The 22,127-nt window shown below is 72.6% G+C and carries 16 protein-coding genes and 1 riboswitch; of the genes, 2 read left to right on the top strand and 14 right to left on the bottom strand.

Annotated features, from left to right (window positions below; translation table 11 throughout):
- Positions 1–59: 59 nt before the first annotated feature.
- The 5 genes from ACIBK8_RS02425 to ACIBK8_RS02405 form a co-directional block, all read right to left on the bottom strand.
- Positions 60–4,427: an SAV_2336 N-terminal domain-related protein gene (locus tag ACIBK8_RS02425; RefSeq protein ID WP_399039626.1), complete on the bottom strand. Its 4,368-nt coding sequence runs from the start codon at positions 4,425–4,427 to the stop codon at positions 60–62.
- Positions 4,424–5,437 (bottom strand): AAA family ATPase, encoded by a 1,014-nt coding sequence (locus ACIBK8_RS02420; RefSeq protein WP_399039624.1) that lies wholly within the window; start codon positions 5,435–5,437, stop codon positions 4,424–4,426. The genes ACIBK8_RS02425 and ACIBK8_RS02420 overlap by 4 nt, the downstream gene beginning before the upstream one ends.
- Before the next feature lie 118 nt (positions 5,438–5,555).
- A complete protein-coding gene (locus ACIBK8_RS02415) occupies positions 5,556–7,712 on the bottom strand; it encodes a trypsin-like peptidase domain-containing protein (protein ID WP_399039623.1) in 2,157 nt (718 codons plus the stop codon).
- On the bottom strand, positions 7,709–8,149 hold the full coding sequence (locus ACIBK8_RS02410) for a CU044_2847 family protein (protein ID WP_399039621.1): 441 nt from the start codon (positions 8,147–8,149) through the stop codon (positions 7,709–7,711). The genes ACIBK8_RS02415 and ACIBK8_RS02410 overlap by 4 nt, the downstream gene beginning before the upstream one ends.
- A gap of 120 nt (positions 8,150–8,269) precedes the next feature.
- The gene (locus tag ACIBK8_RS02405) at positions 8,270–9,118 is read right to left on the bottom strand and encodes a thioesterase family protein (RefSeq protein ID WP_399039620.1); all 849 of its coding nucleotides are present in this window, start codon (positions 9,116–9,118) and stop codon (positions 8,270–8,272) included.
- Positions 9,119–9,214: 96 nt separating this feature from the next.
- Between ACIBK8_RS02405 and ACIBK8_RS02400 the strand changes: the two genes are divergently transcribed.
- Positions 9,215–9,844: a trimeric intracellular cation channel family protein gene (locus tag ACIBK8_RS02400; protein ID WP_399039619.1), complete on the top strand. Its 630-nt coding sequence runs from the start codon at positions 9,215–9,217 to the stop codon at positions 9,842–9,844.
- A gap of 21 nt (positions 9,845–9,865) precedes the next feature.
- Here the strand turns inward: ACIBK8_RS02400 and ACIBK8_RS02395 are convergent, their stop codons facing one another.
- The 9 genes from ACIBK8_RS02395 to ACIBK8_RS02355 all read right to left on the bottom strand — a co-directional run bounded on the left by ACIBK8_RS02395 (position 9,866) and on the right by ACIBK8_RS02355 (position 20,501).
- Positions 9,866–11,299 (bottom strand): M1 family metallopeptidase, encoded by a 1,434-nt coding sequence (locus tag ACIBK8_RS02395; protein ID WP_399039618.1) that lies wholly within the window; start codon positions 11,297–11,299, stop codon positions 9,866–9,868.
- Between the two features lie 91 nt (positions 11,300–11,390).
- Positions 11,391–12,524 carry an ABC transporter ATP-binding protein gene (locus tag ACIBK8_RS02390; protein ID WP_399039617.1) on the bottom strand — a complete coding sequence of 378 codons (1,134 nt, stop codon included), beginning with the start codon at positions 12,522–12,524 and terminating at the stop codon, positions 11,391–11,393.
- Positions 12,521–13,597 carry an ABC transporter ATP-binding protein gene (locus tag ACIBK8_RS02385; RefSeq protein ID WP_399039791.1) on the bottom strand — a complete coding sequence of 359 codons (1,077 nt, stop codon included), beginning with the start codon at positions 13,595–13,597 and terminating at the stop codon, positions 12,521–12,523. Before ACIBK8_RS02385 ends, ACIBK8_RS02390 begins: the two co-directional genes overlap by 4 nt.
- A 134-nt stretch (positions 13,598–13,731) precedes the next feature.
- Complete coding sequence (locus ACIBK8_RS02380) at positions 13,732–14,742, bottom strand: ABC transporter permease (RefSeq protein WP_399039616.1); 1,011 nt, start codon at positions 14,740–14,742, stop codon at positions 13,732–13,734.
- A 72-nt stretch (positions 14,743–14,814) separates the two neighbouring features.
- Positions 14,815–16,563: an ABC transporter substrate-binding protein gene (locus ACIBK8_RS02375; RefSeq protein WP_399039614.1), complete on the bottom strand. Its 1,749-nt coding sequence runs from the start codon at positions 16,561–16,563 to the stop codon at positions 14,815–14,817.
- Between the two features lie 104 nt (positions 16,564–16,667).
- Positions 16,668–17,666, bottom strand: a complete 999-nt coding sequence (locus tag ACIBK8_RS02370) for an ABC transporter permease (RefSeq protein WP_399039613.1) — start codon at positions 17,664–17,666, stop codon at positions 16,668–16,670.
- 380 nt (positions 17,667–18,046) lie between these two features.
- On the bottom strand, positions 18,047–18,850 hold the full coding sequence (locus ACIBK8_RS02365) for an enhanced serine sensitivity protein SseB C-terminal domain-containing protein (protein ID WP_399039612.1): 804 nt from the start codon (positions 18,848–18,850) through the stop codon (positions 18,047–18,049).
- 59 nt (positions 18,851–18,909) lie between these two features.
- Positions 18,910–19,707: an enhanced serine sensitivity protein SseB gene (locus ACIBK8_RS02360; RefSeq protein WP_399039610.1), complete on the bottom strand. Its 798-nt coding sequence runs from the start codon at positions 19,705–19,707 to the stop codon at positions 18,910–18,912.
- 89 nt (positions 19,708–19,796) lie between these two features.
- Positions 19,797–20,501 carry an AAA family ATPase gene (locus tag ACIBK8_RS02355; RefSeq protein ID WP_399039790.1) on the bottom strand — a complete coding sequence of 235 codons (705 nt, stop codon included), beginning with the start codon at positions 20,499–20,501 and terminating at the stop codon, positions 19,797–19,799.
- 210 nt (positions 20,502–20,711) lie between these two features.
- Positions 20,712–20,806, top strand: a riboswitch (glycine riboswitch).
- Positions 20,807–20,956: 150 nt separating this feature from the next.
- Between ACIBK8_RS02355 and gcvT the strand changes: the two genes are divergently transcribed.
- Positions 20,957–22,084: a glycine cleavage system aminomethyltransferase GcvT gene (gene gcvT / locus ACIBK8_RS02350; RefSeq protein ID WP_399039609.1), complete on the top strand. Its 1,128-nt coding sequence runs from the start codon at positions 20,957–20,959 to the stop codon at positions 22,082–22,084.
- The last annotated feature ends 43 nt before the right edge of the window (positions 22,085–22,127 follow it).

Below are 22,127 nucleotides of genomic sequence, written 5' to 3'. Positions count from 1 at the left end.
GCAGCCGTCGCGGGCCTCGGGGGCGCATGTCCGGCGCGCGGTGGCGCCCCGGCCACCGGCTACCGCCCGAGGCGCCGCGCCACGTCCCGGGCGGCGGCCGTCAGCCCCGCGTCCGACGCTTCCGAATCCGCGAGCTGCGCCGCCACCGCCCGCAGGCGTTCCTCTTCGGCGCCCGCCGCCGCGTCCGGGCGGCCGGTGCGGGCGAACGCGGCCAGCCGCGCGGCCAGCCCGGCCTCCGCGGCGGCCAGGACGGCGAGCTGCCGGGCCCTGACGCCGGACGCGGACCGGCCCGCGGTGCGCAGCCGCAGCCGGTCGCGCAGCACCCGGACGGCGGCGGTCAGATCGCGCAGCGCGGTGCCGGCCCGCGCCCACTCCGCCGTGCGGGAGGTACCGGCGGGCGCTCCCGGCCGCTCCCGCAGCAGGGCGCGGATCTCGTCGGCGTCCGCCGTCGCGTCGAACTCCTCGTAGACGGCGAGCGCGTCACGCCAGTGGGCCTCCGCGCTCTGCTGGTGGCCCAGGGCGCTCTCGGCCCGCCCCAGCACGGTCAGCGCGTCGGCCCGCCAGCGTTCGCCGCCTGGCGCCATCAGCCGCGCCGCCGCGTCCTGTGCGGCGTTCAGCGCGTCGTGCGGGCGGATCACCGCGACCATCGCCTGGGCCATCCGGCTGCGGGCCCTGGCGGCCCAGAGGTCCTGTCCGTCCGCGTCGAACAGCGGCAGCGCTTCGGAGATGCGGCGCAGCGCCTCGCCGCTCCTGCCGTCCGCCGCCAGCGCCTCGGCCAGTGCGTACAGGCCGTGCGCGAGTCGCGGGGTGCGGCCGACGCGTTCGTACGCGCCGACGCTCCACTCCGCGTAGGGGACGGCGTCGCCGCCCGCGCCGCCGGCCGCCCAGACCCGCGCGAGCGCGGCCAGTACGGTGGCCTCGCCGAGGGTGTCCCGGCGGCTGCGGCAGCGCTCCCATGCCGGTGTCAACTGCCGCTCGGCGTCGTCGAACCGGCCTTGGTGCAGCGCGATGAGGCCGTGGGCGAGCGGCGCCCGGAAACGGGTGAGGGAGTCGTCGGCGGCCCGCCCGGCGCGGTCGGCCCGCCGCACCTCCTTCTCCGCCGCGGCGAACCTGCCCCGCGCGGCGAGCGCCTCGGCGAGCACCAGCCTGGCCCTGCCCTCCGCGCGGTGTTCGCCCTCCAGGGCCGCGCGGTCCGCGACGATGCGCGCGGCGGGCCCGAACTCCGCGCCGTACACGCCGGATTCCGCCGCGGGCTGGGCCACCAGCAGCAGGTCGGCCGCCCTGCGCAGGGCCACGTGCGAACGGACGGCGAAGGCGCCCCCTCCGGACGCGGCGCCCGCGGCCGAATCCGCCGCCACCTGCCGCACCAGGGCCAGCACCTGCGGCATCTCCTCCGCCCACCCGGCCTGCGTCCCGGGCCGCTCGCCTGCGGGCGGCCCGCTCTTGCGGGAGCTCCCGGCGAGTTCGTCAGGCAGCCGGTCGCCCGGGTAGCGGCGCCGGTGGATCCGCTGCCCGGTGACGAGGTACCACTCCAGCAGCCTGGCCAGCCCCGCTTCCCGTGTGGACGCGGACAGTTCACGCAGCGCGAGGTCACGGGCGAGCGGGCGCAGCAGCCCGGTGTGGCGGTAGCGGTCCGGCCCCGACTCCGTCACGAGACCGGCCGCCACCAGCTCGGCAAGCACCGGCGTCAGCCGCGCCACCGGGACGTCCAGCAGCGCAGCCGCCGCGTCCCGGGAGATCGCCTCGCCGTCCGGGACGGCGAGCATCCGGAAGGCGCGCCGCGCGGGCGGCCCCGCGAGGACGCCGTCGGCCCACGCGGCGGCGGAGCCGGTGGCCGTGGCGGAACCGGAGCCCGTGGGGAAGAGGGCGCCCGGCCGCTCTTCGAGCCACTCGGCGAGCGTCCGGCCGGACGCGGTGAGCCGGTCGGCCGCGGTGCGCAGGGCCGCCGGGAGCCCGGCCGTCGCGGCCACCACGGCGTCCGCCGCCTCCGGTTCGGCGGCCACCCGCTCCGCGCCGATCAGCGCGCCGAGCAACTCCCGTGCCTCGTCCGTGCGCAGGCCGGTCAGCAGCAGTGCGCCGGGGTCCTGACGGCGGGTGCCGACACCCAGGACGGCGCTGCCGGGGCCCGCGGGCAGCAGCTCAGGGGGCACGGCGGCGTCCTCAGACGCCGGGGGCACGTCGTCGATCACGAGGAGCAGCCGGCGGCCCTCGGTCCTGGACCGGTAGCGCGCGGCGAGGGGGCCGACGGCGGTGGGCAGGCCATCGGCCGGCTCGCCGAGCCTGGCCAGCAGCTCGGCCAGGGCGGCGGCCACCGGTTCTTCGGCCGCCGCGCCCGCGCCGCCGGACCGCCGCAGCGACACGAACAGCCGGCCGTCCGGGAAGTGCTCGGCCGCCTCCCGCGCCACCCGCCGGGCGAGCGCCGACTTGCCGACCCCCGGAGGGCCGTACAGGAACCGGCAGCGCGGCGACCCGGCACCCGCCTCGCCGCCATCCGTCAGACCCGCGAGCAACCGGGCGGCCTCCTCGTCACGGCCGATGAACGGCTCGTCGGACGGCTCGTCGGACGGCTCGTCGGACGGCTTGTCGGGTGGCACATCGGACGGTTCGCCGGACGGCACGTCGAACGGCTCGCCGGATGTGGGGAGTTGGACGTCGGCGGACCGCACAGGAGGCGCGGGCGGCGGCGGTGCCGTCGCGCCCGGCGTCCCGCCCATCCGTTCCAGCACCGGGCTCGCCAGCACCGCGAACGCCCGCGCCGACTCCTTCAGCCGCATCTCGCCCGCCGCGTCCCCCATCAGCACGGGGAAGTCCGGCAGCCGTCCCATGTACGGCTCCAGGGACCTGCCGACCGCCTCGACGACCTCCACGGCCGCCTCCGCGCCGAGGCCGCTGGAGAGCAGGTCCCGTACGCCGGGCCGGAAGTCGTACACCGGCTGCGCGCACCGGCCGGCCGCCGGGCCGGTGCGCAGGGCACGGCCGATGGTCCGGGCGGCGGCGGTCTCCCGGCCGGTCCCGGTGGGTTCCAGCAGGCCGCCCAGGAGTATCTCGGCGACATGGGTGGGCCCCGCGTCGCGCATCGTGGCCGCGCGGACCAGTTGCATCAGCTGTGTGGTCAGCGGCCGGATCGCGGAGAGCCGCACGGCCAGGCGGTACGCCTCGGGCGAGAAGGCGCCCCGGAAGTACGCGACCAGTTCCTCCGCGCTGCCCTTCGGCAGGCGGCGGGGGCTGACCGGCGTCCCGTCCAGCAGCGCCGTGTCGAGCAGCCGCGGGACGCCGGGGCGGGTGAGCAGGCCCGCCCATTGGCGCAGCGCGGAGGCCGTCGGGTGCAGTACCGGCAGCACGAGCGCGCCGTCCGCCGCCGGGTCGCGCTCGCCGCTGAGCGGGTCGCGGACGGACAGCCGACGGGCCGGGGCGAACGCGCCGGGCGAGAGGAGTTTCCTGGGCACGGCCTCCAGCGCGGTGCCCCGCCACAGCCTGCGGGGCAGCGGGTTGAGTACGGCCAGCGGGCCCGCGCGCCCCCACTCCTCCAGCGCCGCCACCGTCCGCGGGTCGCGCCACCCGTCGCTCGTGCCGTCGGTCAGCAGGAACGTCAGGGTGGCGCCTGGCCGCTGTCCGCGCCCCGGCCCCGCCGGGTTCCGCGGGTCGATGCCGTACACGTGGACGGCGCGGAAGACGCCGCTGCGGGCGAACAGCGCGCGCAGTTCGGCGGGGAGGGTGTCCCACACCTGGAGGGACGGGGAGGTGTCCACCAGCAGCACAGCCGTCCAGCGCCGTTCCTGCTCCGGGCGGCTGACCACGTCGAGGAAGCCGGTCTCAGCGGTCAGCCGGACGGTGGCCTCGATGTCGGTGACGGTGCGCTGCGGGTGGTCCTGGGCACGGTGCAGCGGTCGCAGCTCCCGCCCCAACTGCTGGGCGTGCGGCAGCGCCCTGCGCCCCGGCACCCGCGCGGCCCTGGCCCGCTCCCCGTCCGGCGCACCGCCCTGGCTCCCCATCCCGTAGAGGGCGCGACGGGGCGGGACGGATGGGGCGTTGGGTTCTGGAGGGGATGGAGAGGGTTGAGGGGCAGAGGAGGCCGATGGGGTCGAGGAGGTCGGAGGGAGCGGGAAGGCCGGAGGGTTCGACGGGGCCGGTGCATCCCGGGAGTCCCGGTGCCCCAACTTGCCCGGCGATGTCGGCGAGTTGGAGGTCCCTGGCAGGTCCGACGGGACTGCCGAGTCCGACGGGTCTGAAGGGACTGAAGGGCCCGACACCTCCGGCGCACCCACCGAATCAGCCGCACCCTCGGCGGCACTCCCGTCCTCCCCCTCCTCCCCGTCCTCCTCCCCCAACGCCCCCATCGCCCGTGCCAGCCACAGCACGTCGAGGAGTTCGGTCGCTCCCAGGTCGTATCCGGCGCCTCCGAGGGTCTGCCGCAGCTGGTCGATCATGGCGACAGTGGCTCGTCGAGGCGGTGCAGCACGGCGGAGAGCAGTTCGTCCCGGCTGAGGTCGGCGCCGCTGATCCGGAGGTGGACGGCGGCGAGCAGCTGGTCGGTTGCCAGCGTCTGGGTCCTGGTGCGCTGCTCGAACGCCTCGATGAGGTCCTCGGCCTCCGCCAACGCCGTGGCGCCCAGGTGGTGTTCGACGATCTTCCGCAGCCGGTCGCCGGTCGGTTCGGGCAGGTCGAGCCGTACACAGCGGCGCAGGAAGGCGGGCGGGAAGTCGCGTTCGCCGTTGCTCGTCATGACCACGATCGGGAAGTGGGTGCAGCGGACCACGCCGCGGTGGATGGGCACCCGCTCCCGGCTCCCGCTCATCAGGACCTGCACGTCCTGCTGGTGTTCGGGCAGCCGGGCCAGCTCGGGGATCTCGAATTCGCCCTCCTCCAGGACGACCAGGAGGTCGTTGGGCAGGTCGATGTCGGCCTTGTCGAGTTCGTCGACGAGCAGCACCCGGGGCCGGCCGGCCGCCAGCGCGCTGCCCAGCGGGCCGAGCCGCAGGTACTGGCCGATGTCGCCGGCGGGCGCCGGGCGCCGGGACGCGGCCCGGCGCGGCGCCCCGCGCAGTTCCTCGCGCTCGCGCCGCAGCGAGGTCTCCCGCAGCCGGCCCACCGCGTCGTAGCGGTAGAGGGCGTCCTGGAGGGTGGAGCGGCTGTTGACGGACCAGCGCAGGACGCTGCCGAGCCCCAGTTCGTCGGCGATGGCGCGGGCCAGCGAGCTCTTGCCTGCGCCGGGGCGGCCGGTGACCAGCAGCGGGCGGTGCAGGTGCAGTGCCGCGTTGACGACGGAGATTTCGTGGTGCTCCAGGAGGTACGGGTCCACCGTCTCCCTGCCGCGTTCGGCGGGGAAGCGCCGCCAGGGCGGCGGCTCGGGCAGCGGCGACGGGCCGCGGAACACCCACCAGTTCTCGGGCTCCGCCGCCCCGCCGTCACGTCCGCCTGCTGCGCTCTGTCCGGTCACCGCGTGCTCTCCTCCTGTTTCCGGTACGTCCCCCGTTTCCTGCCCGCCGTGCCGCGCCGGGCGCTTCGGCCCGTGCGGCGTGCGTCCCGCTGTGTCCGCCGCGGTCACGGCCCGCCCCTCACGGCTGTGTCAGCACCCAGGCGTCCGGCGCGAGCGGGCCGGGACGGAAGTCGGGTGCGTCGTACAGCAGGGAGAGGCGCCGGCCGTGGTGCGCGGTGTGTCCCGGCTCGGCGACGGCCTTGGCCCGCTCCAGGCGCACCGCTTCGGGGATCTCGGTGTGGTGCGTGCCGTCCACCAGCGCCAGCAGGTCCCTGCCGATCCGCTCGCCGTGGTCGGCGCGGTGCCACAGCACGGTGTGCACCCCCGCCTGGACGCACTGCCGCAGCAGCGCGCCGTGGTGGTCGGGCGGGCAGCACAGCACCACGGTGCCGGCGTCGCGGTGCACTTCGAGCTGGGCGCGGGCCACCTTGCGGTCGGTGTGCCGGTGGTCGAGTACGACGCCTTTGGCGTGCGGCAGCGCGGCGGTGCGGTGTTTCCAGCCCGCGTAGCTCTCGCGGGACCGCTCGGTGGTGCGTACCACCACCCGCCGGCTGATGCCCGGCGCGAACGGGCCGTCCTCGTCGCTGTCGCAGGACTCCCAGGAGTCCACGTCGAGGCCGAGCCAGGCGGCCGGCAGGAAGAACTCCACCAGGGCGGTCTCCGGGTCCTCCCTGACCTCGGTGCGCAGCACCCGGCGGATGTCGTCGATCACCTGCTCGCTGCCCGCCTCGCTGTCCCTGACCATGAGGAGGCGGTGCGAGGCGCGGTCGGGCCAGGCCCAGATCTGGTAGGTGAAGCCCCGTCCTGACGGCCCCGGCAGCAGCTCGACCTGGACGCGGGGGGCGAAGCGCGGCGCGGTGACGCCCGGCTGAGGGGCGGCCCCGGGTGCCGGGGGCCGGACGGCGGTGGCCGCGAGGTCGGCCCTGAACTGGTCGACCGCCGCTTCGTCCACACCCGAGCGGGCGGCGACGCGGCCGACCCAGGCGTCCAGGTCGTCGGCCGGGTAGGCGCCGGCCGCCCGTTCGTCCGCGCTGATCCGCACCACCCCTTGCAGCAGCGGCGGCAGCGGCGTCCCGGGGGCCGGCGGGAAGCCCTCCAACGCGTCGACGGTGTCGGCGAGTCCGGTCACCTCGGGCAGCTCGGGCGCGTGCGGCAGGACGCGTTGCAGCAGGGTGCGCGCGTCGGTGCGGGTGCAGTGGGCCAGCAGCCCGGACAGGCCGCGGCGCTGATGAGTGGTCAGGTATTCGCCGGGGCGCACCGTACGGGCCGCTCTGCGCAGCGCCTCCCAGTCGTCCCTGGCGCTGTGGGCGGCGGGGCCGTGCGGGTCGCCCCAGGGCGCGTGGTGGTCCCTGACCAGTTCGAGGAGTTCGGGGATCCCGCGGCGGACGCCGACGGCCAGACCGACCAGCCGCTCCAGGTCGGCGGCCGGTCCTGCCGACGGCCGCCCGAGCCGGGCGGCCAGCCGCTCCTCGCAGTCCAGGACCGCGTCCGGCCTGGTCAGGATCCGCTCCAGCGCGCCCAGCAGTTGCTGCACACCGCGTTTGGCGGTGGGGACTGCGGGCGGCGGCAGGGTGGGGAGTTCGGCTTCGATGGCGGGCACGCTGAGGGCGTACATCGTGGGCTGCGCCCCGGCGGATCCTTCCGGCGGGCGGTGCACGGCGGTGACCAGGCCGACGACGGCCTGGCGCGCGCGGTCCCACAGCGGTCCGCCGCTGAAGCCCTCGGTGACCTGTCCCGGGCCGAGCACGTCCAGCGCGATCCAGGGCGGCGCCGAGACCCGTGGCACGGCGCGCACGGTGGGCAGCGGATTGCCGCTGGCCCACAGGGCGATGACCTCACCGGCGTGACCGTGCGGCAGGAAGGGCGCGGGCTGCGCCCCGTCGGGCGGGTCGGCCGCCAGCTCCAGGACGGCGAGGTCTCCGTGGTACGGCACCCGGCCCGGCACGGCGGGCTCGCTGCCGCGGGCCGTGGCGCGCGGCGGCGCCCACCATTCGTGGGCGACGTGGGCGGTGAGGTCGCGGCCCGGCGCGAGGTGCGGCAGCCGGAGGGTGACCGCTTCGCCGCCGGGCGGCTGCCGGTCGAAACGGTCCCTGCCCAGCGCGCTGTTGACGACGTGGGCGCAGGTGAGGACGAGCCGGTCGGCGATCAGCACGCCGCAGCCGATGGCCGCTCCGGCGTGCCGTACGGAGACGAAGGAGCGGTGCAGCGGCGTGTCGTCACCGGCGCCGGTGATCACGGCGTCGTCCCACCGGTCTCACCCGCGTCACTGCCGAGCTTCCAGGTGGCGGAGACGGTGAAGCTGGCCTCGCCGTTGCCGGAGAACACCCCGAGCTTCAGGTCGGAGCCGAGGGTGACACCGAACTGGACGGTGACCTCGTCCGGGTGGTGGCTGCTGTCCGCGATCGAGCGGTGGATACGTCCGAGTACCCCGCCGAGCGGTCGCAGGGCCTCTTCGAGCACTTCGCCGCTGCGGGTGAGCGTGCGGTGCAGCCGACTGTCGACGCTGACCGGCTGCGCCGACCCGAAGCCTTCGGGAAGTTCCAACTCGCCGTCCCCGGCGTGCCGTTGAGCGTCGTCGCCGGTGGCCGGTCCGGTGTCCTGGGCGGGGACTGCGGGTGTGGCCCGCAGCCATACGACGGTGCCGTCATCGATGCTGAGCGCTACGTCCCCCATGTCGATCAGTCTGACACGGGCGCGGCCGAATGTGGTCTCTCTTTTGCGCCGTAGGCGGAGCGGTCGTGGCGTCGGCCGCGTGCGGTGCGGGGGCACCCACCAGGGCGGGTGCCCGAGCCGTCAGCTGTCGAGCAACACCCGTGCCAGTTGGCGGGATTGAGCCACGAGGCGGTCCCGGGAGTCCCAGATCTCGCCGTCCTCCTCCAGGAAGCCGCCCGCGAGGTTGCGGGTGGTGAGGGCGACCCGCAGCGGTCCCGGGGCCGGGCGGCAGCGGATGTGGGTGGTGAGTTCGATGGTCGGCACCCAGCCGGACAGGCCCAGGTCGAAGGCGGTGGGCGGCATGCCGTCGACGGCCAGCAGCAGGGACAGCGGGTCGTGGTCGCGCCCGTCGGCGAGGCCGAACCAGCCACGCATCTCGCCCTTGCCCGACGGGGCGCCGACCGCCCAGCCCGCGGTGGCCGGATCCAGTCGTACCGCCAGCCGGCCGGCGATGGCGGTGCTGCCCGGGATGGGCGGCTGCCCCTCGGGCGCGCTGTCGGTGCCGAGGCAGTGTTCGTACGGGGGCAGGGCGGGCGGCTTGGCGCTGGTGCGGACGTCGTCGGGCAGCGCGTCGAGGTCGCCGTAGGACGCGAGCACCCGCAGCCGCTCGACCTCGGTGCCGTCCTCCTTGAACTGCACGAGGGTGGCGGCGCCGGTGGACATCGTCCGGCCGGTGCGGACCACCTCGGTCCGTATGACGGCCGGTCCCGGGACCGATGCGGTCAGGTAGTGCGCGGTGACGGAGAACGGGTCGGGGTGCGGGAGGGTGTCGCCCAGGGCGCGGCCCATGAGGGCGAGCAGATAGCCGCCGTTGACCGCGTGGATGATCGTCCAGCCCGCCGAGAGCTGTGCGTCGTAGACGCCGGGGGCGCGGCGCACGACCGCCGTATCGCGGTCGAACTCGCTGTTACCTGGGGTCACCGTAGCCATGGGATGCACGCTACACCGAAGAGTTACCGACCGGTAGTGTCACTTTGACGGAACACATCAGGCCATGACGCTCCCGGAGCCTGCAATGATTCCGCCATGCTTCACGTGCTCTACCTGGTCGGCGTCGCCGCCTTCGCCGCGAGCGGGGTGCTGGCCGCGTACCGCGCCAACATGGACCCCTTCGGCGGCCTGGTGCTCGCCTTCGCCGCCTCGATCTCCGGCGGCACGCTGCGCGATCTCATCCTCGACCGGCACCCGCTGTACTGGACCCACGACTGGGTACTGCTGACCGTGATCATCTGCGTCGGCGTCGGCACCATGATCTATCTGCGTTTCCGGACGCTGCCGTACAAATCCCTGCTGGTCGTCGACGCCGCCGGGCTCGCCGTCGTCACCGTGATCGGGGCCCGCGCCGCCATCGACGCGGGCGCCACCCCGCTCGCCGTGATCATCCTCGCGGTGCTGACCGGCGTGACCGGCGAGGTCGTACGGGACGTGCTGTGCGGGGAGTTCCCGCCGCTGCTGCTGCGCGAGGACGTCTACGCCATCGCCGCGCTGGCCGGCGGCTGCTGCCTGCTGGGGCTGCACCACCTCGGCGTCAACGGCACCGCGGCGACCGCGGCATCCGCCGGGCTCGTCTTCGCCCTGCGGATGGCCGCGGTCTACCTCGGATGGCACCTGCCCCGGCCGCAGCAGCTGGACGGCGGCCGGGGCGCGGCGGACTGACGGGCGGCGGCCCGGCAGGCCCTACTTGCCTGCCGGCAGTTCGGGCCGCCCCGGGGTCATCAGCCAGGTGTCGAAGAGGTCACCGAGCCGCTGCCCCGAGATCTTCTCGGCGAGCGCGATGAACTGCGAGGTCTCGGCGTTGCCGTAGCGGTGCGCCGAGGTCCAGGCCGGCAGCAGCCGGAAGAACGCCTTGTCGCCGATCCGCTCGCGCAGCGCCTGGAGGGTCATCGCGCCCCGCTCGTAGACCGTGTCGGAGAACATCGTGTCCCGCTGCGGGTCGCCGGCCTTGATCTGCCAGAACTCGTCGCCCGCCGGCACCGACGCGTACGCCTCGCGGAACGCGTCGTGGGCGCTCTTGGTGCCCTTGTGCTCGTCCCAGAGCCACTGCGCGTAGGTCGCGAAGCCCTCGTTGAGCCAGATGTTCTTCCATTCCTTGACCGAGACCGAGTCGCCGAACCACTGGTGGGCCAGCTCGTGGACGATCGTCGTCTCGTTGCGGACGGCCGAGTACACCGGCTTGGACTGCACCTCAAGGGAGAAGCCGGCCTTCGGCATGTCGTCGACGATCGCGCCGGTCTCCTCGAAGGGGTACGGGCCGAAGACCTTGGACCAGTAGTCGGTGGCGGCGGCGGTGACGCCGTAGACGTCGACCTTCCCGGTGGGCAGGGTCGGGTCGGTGGCGACGTAGATCGGCGTGCCGCCCGGTGTGGTGCCGGTGCGGACGTCGAACTTCCCGATGGTGGCGGTGGCGAGGTACGGCGCCATCGGCCGGCTCTCCCGCCAGTGCGCGTACGCGCGGCCGTTGCGCTCGCCCGAGTCGACGAGCCGGCCGTTGGAGACGCCGGTCAGGCCCTTGGGCGCGTCGATCCGGATGTCGTAGGTCGCCTTGTCGCCGGGATGGTCGCTGGAGGGGAACCACGTCGACGCGGCGTTCGGCTCGCAGGCGACAAAGACGCCGTCCTCGGTCTTCATCCAGCCGTAGTCGGAGCCGAAGAGGATGGGGCCGCTCAGCGGCTGCGGGACGCCGCTGTAGACCACGGTCACGGTGAACTTCCGGCCGCGGGACAGCGGGCTGCCCGGACGTACGGTCAGCTCGTCGCCGGATCTGCTGAAGTCCGCCCGGTGGCCGTTGACCGCGACCGAGGCGACGTCGAGTTTCTGCAGGTCGAGGTCGAAGGCGGAGAGGTTCTGGGTGGCCCTGGCGGTCAGCGTCGTACGGCCGTCGAGACGGCCGCTGTCGGGGTGGTAGCTGACGCCGAGGTCGTAGTGCAGGGCGTCGAACCCGCCGTTGCCGAGGTGCGGGAAGTACGTGTCGCCGACGCCAGGCGCGCCGGGTGACGCCGCCGGCGGGGCGGCCGACGCGCCGGGTCCTGCGGCGATGGACGCGGCGGCGGCCACCGCGGTGGCGAGTGCGAGCAGACGGGTGGTGCGACGTGCAGAACGGGAGAGTGCCATGAGCCGTCCCTTCGAACACACGGAGGAAAAGAATCAACCGTGCCGACTCTGCACTCTCCCGTGCCGCTTCACCCGGGACTTTGCCAACTCCTCAGGCGTGACCGCCCGTTGACTCCTTACCGCCCTTACCTTCCGTACCGTCCGCCTGCTCCGGAATCGTGCCGCCGCCGAACGGCTCCGGGTGGTGACAGGCGACCTGGTGCCCGGTGCGCAGCGCGACCAGCGGCGGCTCGGTGGTGGTGCACACCTCGGTCGCCTTCCAGCAGCGGGTGCGGAACCGGCAGCCGGACGGCGGGTTGATCGGCGAGGGCACGTCGCCCTTGAGCAGGATCCGGTCGCGCTCGGTGCGCCGCTTGGGGTCGGGCACCGGCACGGCCGACAGCAGCGCCTTGGTGTACGGGTGCAGCGGCGACGTGTAGAGCGAGGCGCGGTCGCTCAACTCCACGATCTTTCCGAGGTACATGACCGCGATCCGGTCCGATACGTGCCGGATGACCGAGAGGTCGTGGGCGATGATGACGTAGGTCAGCCCCAGCTCCTCCTGGAGGTCGTCCATGAGGTTGACGACCTGCGCCTGGATGGAGACGTCGAGGGCCGAGACCGGCTCGTCGGCCACCACCAGCTTCGGCTTGAGCGCCAGGGCGCGGGCGATGCCGATGCGCTGCCGCTGGCCGCCGGAGAACTCGTGCGGGTAGCGGTTGTAGTGCTCCGGGCTCAGCCCGACCAGCTCCAGCAGCCGCTGCACCTCCTTCTTCACCCCGCCGTCGGGCTCGACGCCCTGGAGGCGGAAGGGCGTGCCGATGATCCCGCCGATGGTGTGCCGCGGGTTCAGCGAGCCGTACGGGTCCTGGAAGATCATCTGGACGTCGCGGCGCATCGGCCGCAGCCTGCCCGGGGACAGGTGGGTGATGTCCTTGCCCTCGAACTCGATGCTGCCGCCGGTGGGTTCGTCGAGCCTGGTGATCAGCCGGCCCATCGTGGACTTGCCGCAGCCGGACTCGCCGACCACGCCCAGGGTCTCCCCCGGGCGTACGTCGAAGTCGATGCCGTCGACCGCCTGCACGGCCCCGACCTGCCGCTTGAGCAGCCCCTTGGTGATCGGGAAGTGCCGCGTCAGGCCGCGCACCCGCAGCAGCGGCTCGGGGTCGGACACCTCCGGGGACGCGGCCTCGCCGGGCCCGGCCGCCGGGGTGTTCTGGCTCTCGTCGTCAGTCGTCTCGGTCACAGCTTCGGCGCAATCTCTTCGGTCCAGATACGCTCCCGCTCCTGCGGCGCCATGTGGCAGGCGGAGAAGTGCCCGCCGTCGACCTGGCCGAGTTCGGGACGCACGGTGCGGGTGAGGTTGTCCTTGGGGACGTCCGCGTACGGGCAGCGGGGGTGGAAGGCACAGCCGGACGGCACGTTGATCAGGCTGGGCGGCGCGCCCTTGACCGGGATGAGCCGGTCGGTCTGATCGCGGTCGATCCGCGGCATCGAGCCGAGCAGGCCCCAGGTGTAGGGGTGCTGCGGCGTGGCGAAGATCCGCTCCGCGGGGCCGCGTTCGACGCACCGGCCGCCGTACATCACCAGCAGGTCGTCGGCCAGCTCGGCCACCACGCCCAGGTCGTGCGTGATGATGACGACCGCGGAGCCGAACTCCTTCTGCAGATCGCGGATCAGGTCCAGGATCTGCGCCTGGACGGTGACGTCGAGAGCGGTGGTCGGCTCGTCGGCGATCAGCAGTTCCGGGTTGTTGACCAGCGCCATCGCGATCATCGCGCGCTGGCGCATACCGCCGGAGAACTGGTGCGGGTGGTCGTCCACCCGCTTGTCGGGCTGCGGGATGCCGACCCGGTCGAGCATCTCGATCGCCCGCTTGCGCGCCGTCTTCTTGTCGACGTCGTTGTGGACGCGGTACGCCTCCACGATCTGCCGGCCGACCGTGAAGTACGGGTGCAGCGCGGACAGCGGGTCCTGGAAGATCATCGCCATCTCGCGGCCCCGCAGCCGCCGCACCTCGTCCGGATCCGCGCCGACGAGTTCCTTGCCGTCCAGCCAGATCTCGCCGGACATCCGGACCTTGCTGCGCTGCTGCCGGGAGGCGCGGTGCAGGCCCATCACGGCGAGCGAGGTGACGGACTTGCCGGAGCCCGACTCGCCGACGATACCGAGCGTCTTGCCCTTCTCCAGGGCGAAGGAGAGCCCGTCGACGGACTTCACGAGGCCGTCGTCGGTCGGGAAGTGCACCTTTAGGTCCCGCACTTCGAGGAAGGCGGAGGGCGCGGCCCCGCTCCCGGCCGCGGGCACCGAACCGGTCACCGTGGCGGTCGCGGACTCGGGCGCGGGTACGGCCTCGGGCGCGGCCTCCGTCGTGGCCTCGGCCTCGGCCGGTGACTCCGTGCCGGCCGCCCCGGTGGCGTCCTCGGCGGTTTCGGAGGATTCGGAGGAATCAGTCACGAGAGCCTCACCCGCGGATCGACGGCGGCGTACAGAACGTCCACCACCAGGTTGCAAAGGACGATGAAGAACGCGGCGAGCAGCGTGACGCCGAGGACCTTCGGCAGGTCGTTGTCGGTGATCGCCTGTACCGCGAAGGCGCCCACCCCCTGGAGGGAGAAGACCTGTTCGGTGATGAGCGCTCCGCCCAGCAGCAGCCCCAGGTCCATGCCGAAGACGGTGACGATGGGGGTGAGGGCGGCCCGCAGACCGTGCCGGACGACGACGGTGCGCTCCCCCAGCCCCTTGGCCCGCGCGGTACGGATGTAGTCCTCACCGAGGGTCTCCATCATCCCGGCTCTGGTGAGGCGGGCGTACAGCGCCGAATAGAGGAAGGCCAGCGTCACCCAGGGCAGGACCAGCGTCCTCGCCCACAGGAAGGGATTCTCCAGGAGCGGCACGTAGTCGCTGCGTTCGAAGATCGGCCACTGATAGGTGAACAGGGCCAGGGCGACCGCGCCGGTGAAGAACATCGGCAGCGAGACGCCGGCCAGCGCGACACCCATCGACAGCCGGTCGAAGATCGAGCCGGGGCGCAGCGCGGAGATCACGCCGGTGGTGATGCCGGAGACCAGCCACACGACCGCCGCGCCGAAGGCGAGCGAGAGGGTGACGGGAAGCCGGGACTGGATCTCGGGCCAGACCTCGATGTGGGTCTTGAACGAGTAGCCGAAGCACGGCACGTTGCAACGCGCCGCTTCCGGGCCGAACTTGTAGTCGACGCCGACGAAGATGCCCTTGATGAACTCCCAATACTGTTCGTATACGGGCTTGTCCAGGCCGAGATTCTTCTTCACCGCGGCGATGTCGGCAGGTGTGGGCGCCTTGCCGATGTACTGCTGGGCAAGTTGGTCGGTGGTCTGCCCGGCGAGCTTCGGCAGCAGGAAGAAGATGCCGAAGGTGACCGCGCTGACGATCAGCAGCAGGATCACCGCGCTGATCAACCTGCGGATGATGTACGAGAACACGGGGATGCGGCGTCGGTGCCCGCCGGCCGGAGGGGCCGGCGGGCACCAATGCCTTCACCTGCCTTCCGGTGCTTACTTCTTGACGCCGATGTTGAGGTAGTCGTACTGACCGCTGTAGGCCGATGTGGAGACCAGGTTGGTGGCCTTGGGCGAGCGGTAGTTCAGCACCTTGAAGTAGGTGAGCGGAACGATCGCGGCCTGCTCCATGGCCTTCTTGTCGATCTCGGCGTACTCCTTCTCGCGCGCGGCCTTGTCGGGGTTGGCGACGGCGTCGTCGAGCAGCTTGTTGATCTGCGGGTCGTCCAGCTCCGAGAGGTTGGAGTTGCCGGACTGGCTGATGGCCTTGCCGTGCAGGATCTGCTGGAGGTAGCCGTAGCCGGTCGGGAAGTCGGCGCCCCACTGCATCATCATCAGACCGACGTTGTTCTTCTTGTTGAACTTCGGCACACCGGCGTAGTCCGAGAAGTACTTGCTGGTCGGGTACTGCTGGATCTTGGCGTTGACGCCGATCTTCTTCAGCGAGTCGATGACCGAGGTCGCCGCGTCCACCTCTTCCTGGCGGTCGTTGCGCGCCAGGATCGTGGTGTTGGTCTTGCCGGCGCCGCACTTGTCCCAGTGCTTCTTGGCCTCGGTGAGGTCCAGCTTGTCGCCGGAGTACTTCTGCGGGTACAGGTCGTACTTCTGGTAGCCGGCGATGTCGGTCGGCAGCACCGTGGAGGCCAGGTCACCGCGGATCGGGCCGCCGAGCGAGGTCTGCACGGCCTTCTTGTCGACGGCGTACTCGACGGCCTTGCGGCACTCGACGTTGTCGAACGGCGCCACATTGGTGTTGATCGCCATGTAGTTGAGCCGCTGACCGAGGGCGTTGTCGGTGTTGCCCTTCTCCTTGGAGTTGGTCAGCAGCTGGGCCTGCGTCTGCGCGTCGACGCCCTTGCCCGCCATGTCGACCTGGGTGTTGCCGGCCAGCAGGTCCTTGTCGATGGTGGACTGCGCCACCTTCAGCCGCAGGACGATCTTGTCGGGCAGCTGCTTGCGCAGCGGGTCGGTCTTGGCGTCCCAGTGCGGGTTGCGGACCAGGGTGAGCTGCTTGCCCTCCTGGTAGTCCTGGAACTTGTAGGCGCCGGACGAGACCACGTGCTTGGTGTAGTCCGCGCCCTTGTCCTTGTCCTGCGGGACGGGCGCCGTCTGCGGGGCGCTGACCAGGTAGTCGAACTCCGCGAACGCCTTCTTGAGGTGGAAGACGATCGTCTGGTCGTCCGGCGTCTCGATGGACTTCAGACCGGCCTTGCTCTTGTCCTTGTACGGACCCTTGTAGCCGTCGTCGTTGTCCTTGAGGAACTGCTGGAAGTAGTTCGGCCCCAGGGACAGCGTGTCGCGGGCGAAGTTGCTGCGCTCGACCGCGTACTTGACGTCCTGCGAGGTGATGGCGGAACCGTCGTCGTACTTCAGACCCTTGCGGATCTTGTACGTCCAGGTCTTGCCGCCGTCGCTGGACTTGCCCATCGACTCGGCCAGGTCCGGCGTGAGTTCGTTGCCCTTGGCGCCGGGCGCCGCCTTGAAGGCGGTCAGTGAACGCGCGTAGAGGCGGCTGAAGTTGTAGACGAACGCGTAGTAGGTGTTGCCGGGGTCGAACGACTCGGGCGAGTCGCTCATCGCGTAGTTGAGCGTGCCGCCCTTCGCGTCCGAAGCGTTGACGATGCCCTTGGTCGCGGCGTTCGCCTCGCCGGAACTTCCGGACGTACCGCCCCCGCTGCAGCCGGCCAGCAAAAGGCCCGCACTGGTGATGGTCGCTGTCACCGCGACCGGAACTGACCTTCGCATGATGGTGGCTGTCCCCTTCATTCGTCGGAAAACGTCGGAAAACTTCGGCGGAGAGAAACTTCGGAGAGCCGGGATGCGGGCGCCGGGCCGCGGTCCGGCGGGCCTCAGCGGCTGCGCGGATCCAGGGCGTCCCGCAGTCCGTCACCGAGGAGGTTGAACGCCAGCACGGTGACGAAGATGGCGATGCCGGGGACGAGCATGTACTGCGGGTCGACCTCGTAGTACTTGACCGCCTGGTTGAGCATCCCGCCCCAGGACGCCTGGGGCGGCTGGATGCCGACACCCAGGAAGCTCAGGGCCGCCTCGAAGAGGATGTTGGAGGGGATCAGCAGCGTCGAGTAGACGACGATCGGGCCGACGAGGTTGGGCAGCAGCTCGCGGAAGAGGATGAACGGGCCGCGCGCGCCCATGCCGCGGGCCGCGTCGACGAATTCCCGCTCGCGCAGCGACAGCGTCTGGGCGCGCACGATCCGGCCCATGTACGGCCAGTTGAAGAATCCGATCACGAAGATCAGCACGGAGAGGTGCAGCGGCAGGCCGGTCAGTCCGAAGGCGCCGCCCTGGAGGGACGCGGAGATCGCAATGGCGAACAGCAGCAGCGGGAACGCCAGGAAGACGTCCATCAGCCGGCTGATGACCGCGTCGACCCGGCCCCGGTAGAAGCCGGCGATCACCCCCATGACCGTACCGATGGCCACCGACAGCAGGGTGGCGCCGAAGGCGACGATCAGCGAGACCCAGGAGCCCTCCAGCACCCGGGCGAGCAGGTCGCGGCCGAACTTCGGGTCCACACCCAGCGGGTGGTCCAGGCTCATCCCGCCCATGTCGCCCTGGGGGAGCGTGGTGTTGGGGTCGATGAGCGACTGGTGCGGCGCGTCGGGGTCCAGGCCGAGCAGGGCCTGGAGCGGGCGGGAGAGCGCGGCGACGGCGATGAGGAGGATGACAACGATGGCGCCCACCACCGCGACCTTGTCGCGTCGGAAGCGCAGCAGCGCGATACGCCCGAGCGAACGCCCCTCGATCCGCTTGGTCTCCACGCCCTGGAGCACCGCTTCCGGCTGCGCCTGCGCAGCCGCCCCGGTGGTCTCGATCGGTGCGGTCACGGTGCCTTTGACCCCTCTCGGCCGACGGTGGCCGGCCCACGCCCCGCCGCGGTGGCGGCCTGGTTCACATCACTGGTGCAAGTGGTGCAGGTGTCGCGGAAGTTCGCCCCGCGGCGATCCGCGGGTCCGCACGACACCGGTGGTCGGATGACGTTCGTACACAGGGCCGAGACCCTGCTGCCGGAGTCTTCATCCGATTCGCGATCACTCACCAGCCCTGACGGTGAATGGATGCGCAACTGTGATGTGGTCCGCAGGTTTCCGTTATACGGACAGAACTCCCGGCTCAGCGGAGCGGGCGGACACGCGGGAGAGGCCCAACGAGCGGGCAGAGAGGGCGAATTCGCCCGGAAATCGACGCCGTGACGCGCCGGGTGGCGTCAGTAGGGACGCGGGTAGCCGTAGCCATAGGACGGCGCGGGCGCGGGCATCCGGCCGCCGGGAGCGCCGTAGCCGTCCCGGTCGAAGAAGGGCCGCGCACAGGCCCGCATCCACATGCCGACGGGGTCGTACTCGTCGTTCATCGCGACGGTCGACACCGGCAGGCCGTCCGGAACCGCGCCGATCGACTGCTGGATCATCAACCGCACCGCGTCCACGGCCTGTTGGCCGGTGTCGTACAGGTCGAGGCCGATGGCCAGATACGGCGCCCCGAGCGCGGGCTGCACCCAGGCCCTGCGCAACGCCCGTACGGCGGGCGTGTGGTGCGCGTTCTGCGCGAGCAGGGCGTAGAACTGCGGGAGTTCGATGGCCGGTTCGGTGATCCGCAGCGGTCCGGCGGGCAGCCGGTCGAGGCCGCCGGCGATCCGGCGCAGGTCCAGCCAGGGGATACCGACGCCGCCGCCGGGAGCGTGCGGATTCAGCCACAGGCCCCAGCGGTCGGGGAAGAGCGAGGCGGCGATGTCGACACCGGCCACCAGCTCGTGGTCGCGGTTCCAGCCGGACGCGGCGAGTTCGGGCGCCGAGGTGACGCACGGCGCGTAACCGAGCCCGTCGACCTCCATGTTGCCGTACTGCGCGTCGGGCATTCCGGCCCGGCCGTGCCAGAGCAGCATCCAGACCTGTCCGGCGGCGAGGGCGTGCAGCAACGCCTCGTAGGCGTCGTAGCGGCCGGGCGAGACCTGCGCCAGCATCTGTTCGACCTGGCCGGCCGCCGCCGCTCCCTGATGCGCACCCGCGCTCACGTGGTCCGTCCCTTCTCCGGCAGGGCACGTGGGGTGCGCCCGCCCGTCATCCAACCAGCTTACGAGTGGTCCCGGGCGTAGAAGGGACGCACGCGCTCCAGCATCCGGTCGGCCACCGGATCACCCTGGGCGATGTCCAGCATGACGAGCTGGACGGGCCAGGGCACCGGGACCGCGCCGAGCGCACGTCCCAGGGCCGACAGTGCGGCCTCCCGCGTACGGTCGTCGTGCAGCGGCGCCTGGGCGGTGTCGACCTGAACTCCGACGAACAGCGCGGGCGTGTCGCCCTCCACGCTTGCCAGGACACGTCGGGCAGTCAGGACAAATCCGGCAGCTGAGAACTCCAGTCCCGCCGCCGCGAGGAAGTCCACCGGCTCGTCCTGCCAGTCCGGTTCGAAGAGCCGCACCCGGCCGCCGCCCGGCATCATTCCGGCCTCGGGACCGTCCTCCCGGCACAGCGCGGCCACCGCGGGCGCCGGCAGCGGCACCCCGACCGTGCCGTCGGGGTTGACGGCGATGCCGAGCTTCGGCGGCAGCCCGCGGGCGAACTCCCTGGCCGGCGCGACGGTGAAGGACAGGTGCGAGCCGACGACCCGCAGGAACTCCTGCTCGGAGCTGAAGACCGGCACGTACGCGAGGCCGTCGATCTCGACGGTGGGCAGGTCGAGGCCGCCCGCGCCGAGGCCCGCGCTGTCCGGCCCGCCGCCGTTCGGCAGCGGGATCCACAGCCGGCTGCGGCCCAGCACCTCCACGATGCGGCCCCCCGCCCCGGGATGCCCGACCGAGGCCGCGAGCACCTCTTCCAACTCGTTGGCCGGCCATGCCAGCTGAGGTATCCCCTGCTCAGAAAAGTTCATGTCCATCCGCCTGCTCGCAACCGCACTGTCCGGCTGAAAAGCCTAGATGAGGAGGACGGGGCTCGCGTTGCCCGCCCGCGCGGTCCGCTTCAGCCGAACCTGACGGTGCGCAGCGCGTCGGCGGCTGCCCGGTCCAGCAGGACGGCCGAGCCGAACCCCCGCGGCAGCCGTCCCCGCTCCGCGCCGCCGAGCAGCCGGCCGACGGCCCTGCGGTGCCGGGCGAAGGCGTACCAGGACACCCCGCGGCCACGCGACGCCTGGCCGTGCAGCGCCACCTCGGCCGGCACGTCGAGCAGCACCAGGTGCAGGGCCCGGCCGTCCCGGCGGGCCGCCCGCGCGACCCAGCGGCGCACCCACGCGAGCGTCCCGCAGTCGTGCACCACCACGCTGCCGCCGGAGCGCAGCGCGCGGCGCAGCCCGGCGTAGTGGGCGGCCCTGACCAGCGGGCGGTAGAGCGGGTACGGCCACCGGCGCAGCCTGCCGCGCTCCCAGCGTGCGCGGGCGTCCTGCGAGTCGATGCGGTGCACCGGGGCGCCGCGGCCGTCCAGCGCCGGGACGAGGCGGTCCATCAGCGTGCTCTTGCCGCTGCCCGGCAGTCCCGAGACCACGACGAGGGCGCCGGGGGCGCAGCGCAGCCCCGTCGTGCGGCGGGCGGCGGGCAGCGCCCGCAGGTCCATGACGTGCCCGTACCCCTCCCGTGCCAGGGGCTGCGGTACGGCCTGCGGGGCGCGTGGCGGGCGTGGCAGCGCGACCCCCGCCGTCGTCGCGTATGCGGCTTCGCTGTGCACCGTGATCGCCCCTCCCGGTCCGGTGGTTCGGGCCTGGCCCGTACCTGCCCGCAGAGTGTCAAGAAAAGGTAATGTCCATCAAGGCGGTCGGCTGGCCCTTCCGGCTGCCGAGGGGCGGCGACCGGGACTCCTGCGTCCGGCGATCCCGTGCAATGATGTCGGCGCCACGTGCACATCTGTGTTCACTCGTGCACCGTCAACTGCATACCGGCCGCTTGAATCCGCGCGGGAGAGTCCCCGGCTGCGCGCCGGGGCGCCGAAGGAGCAAGTCCTCCCTTGAATCTCTCAGGCCCCGATACCGCGCGGGCGAGGCAGATCTGAAAAGCGAGCCACTGCCCGGCTGACGGGGCGGCTCCACCCAAGGTGCAAACCGGCCCGTTCGCGGGATTCCGGTGAACCTCTCAGGTTCCGATGACAGATGGGGAGACATGTCCTGTCAACCTGCCTGGGAGCCCGGAACCATGACAGAAGCCCCCCGCCGCACGGCGCTGGATGCCACCCATCGCGCGCTCGGCGCGACCATGACCGACTTCGCCGGCTGGGACATGCCACTGCGCTACGGCAGTGAGCGCGACGAGCACGTCGCCGTCCGCACCCGCGCCGGCCTCTTCGACCTCTCCCACATGGGCGAGATCACCATCACCGGACCGCAGGCCGCCGACCTGCTGGACTACGCCCTGGTCGGCAACATCGGCGGGGTCAAGCCCGGCCGGGCCCGCTACACCATGATCTGCGAGGCCGGCGGCGGGATCCTCGACGACCTGATCGTCTACCGGACCGGCGAGCAGGAGTTCATGGTCGTCGCCAACGCCTCCAACGCGCAGGTCGTGCTGGACGCGCTGACCGCGCGCGCGGGCGGTTTCGACGCCGCGATCCGCGACGACCGGGACGCGTACGCGCTGCTCGCGGTGCAGGGCCCGGAGTCCCCCGGCATCCTCAAGGCCGTCACCGACGCCGACCTGGACGGGCTGAAGTACTACGCGGGCCTGCCCGGCACGGTCGCCGGCGTCCCGGCGCTGATCGCCCGTACCGGCTACACCGGTGAGGACGGCTTCGAGCTGTTCGTCCGGCCCGCGGACGCGGTCACCCTGTGGGAGGCGCTGACCGCGGCGGGCAAGGACGCGGGCCTGGTGCCGTGCGGTCTCTCCTGCCGCGACACCCTGCGCCTTGAGGCCGGCATGCCGCTGTACGGGCACGAGCTGACCTCCGCCACCACGCCGTTCGACGCGGGCCTCGGCCGGGTCGTGAAGTTCGAGAAGACCTCCAACGGCGGTGACTTCGTGGGCCGCGCCGCGCTGGAGGAGGCCGCCGCGCGCGCCGAGTCCGCGCCGCCCCGCAGGCTCGTGGGCCTGATCGCGCAGGGCCGCCGCGTCCCGCGGGCCGGCTACCCCGTGGTCGACGCGGCGGGCACGGTCATCGGCGAGGTCACCTCCGGAGCGCCGTCACCCACCCTCGGCAAGCCGCTGGCCATCGCCTATGTCGACGCCGCGCACGCCGAGCCCGGCACCGACGGCGTCAAGGTGGACATCCGCGGCAGCCACGAGCCGTACGAGGTCGTCGCGCTGCCCTTCTACAAGCGGCAGAAGTAGCCCGTCCCCCTTGGCACACCCCGGCGCCGGGGCGCCGCCGCAC

Source organism: Streptomyces sp. NPDC050161 (assembly GCF_044460025.1).
GTDB lineage: Bacteria > Actinomycetota > Actinomycetes > Streptomycetales > Streptomycetaceae > Streptomyces.
This window is presented reverse-complemented; position numbering and strand designations above follow the sequence as displayed.

Excerpts from the sequence above, each read along its gene's own strand:
- ACIBK8_RS02425 (WP_399039626.1), bottom strand. The coding sequence starts at position 4,427 with ATGATCGACCAGCTGCGGCAGACCCTCGGAGGCGCCGGATACGACCTG.
- ACIBK8_RS02410 (WP_399039621.1), bottom strand. The coding sequence starts at position 8,149 with ATGGGGGACGTAGCGCTCAGCATCGATGACGGCACCGTCGTATGGCTG.
- ACIBK8_RS02405 (WP_399039620.1), bottom strand. The coding sequence starts at position 9,118 with ATGGCTACGGTGACCCCAGGTAACAGCGAGTTCGACCGCGATACGGCG.
- ACIBK8_RS02400 (WP_399039619.1), top strand. The coding sequence starts at position 9,215 with ATGCTTCACGTGCTCTACCTGGTCGGCGTCGCCGCCTTCGCCGCGAGC.
- ACIBK8_RS02395 (WP_399039618.1), bottom strand. The coding sequence starts at position 11,299 with ATGGCACTCTCCCGTTCTGCACGTCGCACCACCCGTCTGCTCGCACTC.
- ACIBK8_RS02375 (WP_399039614.1), bottom strand. The coding sequence starts at position 16,563 with ATGCGAAGGTCAGTTCCGGTCGCGGTGACAGCGACCATCACCAGTGCG.
- ACIBK8_RS02360 (WP_399039610.1), bottom strand. The coding sequence starts at position 19,707 with ATGAACTTTTCTGAGCAGGGGATACCTCAGCTGGCATGGCCGGCCAAC.
- gcvT (WP_399039609.1), top strand. The coding sequence starts at position 20,957 with ATGACAGAAGCCCCCCGCCGCACGGCGCTGGATGCCACCCATCGCGCG.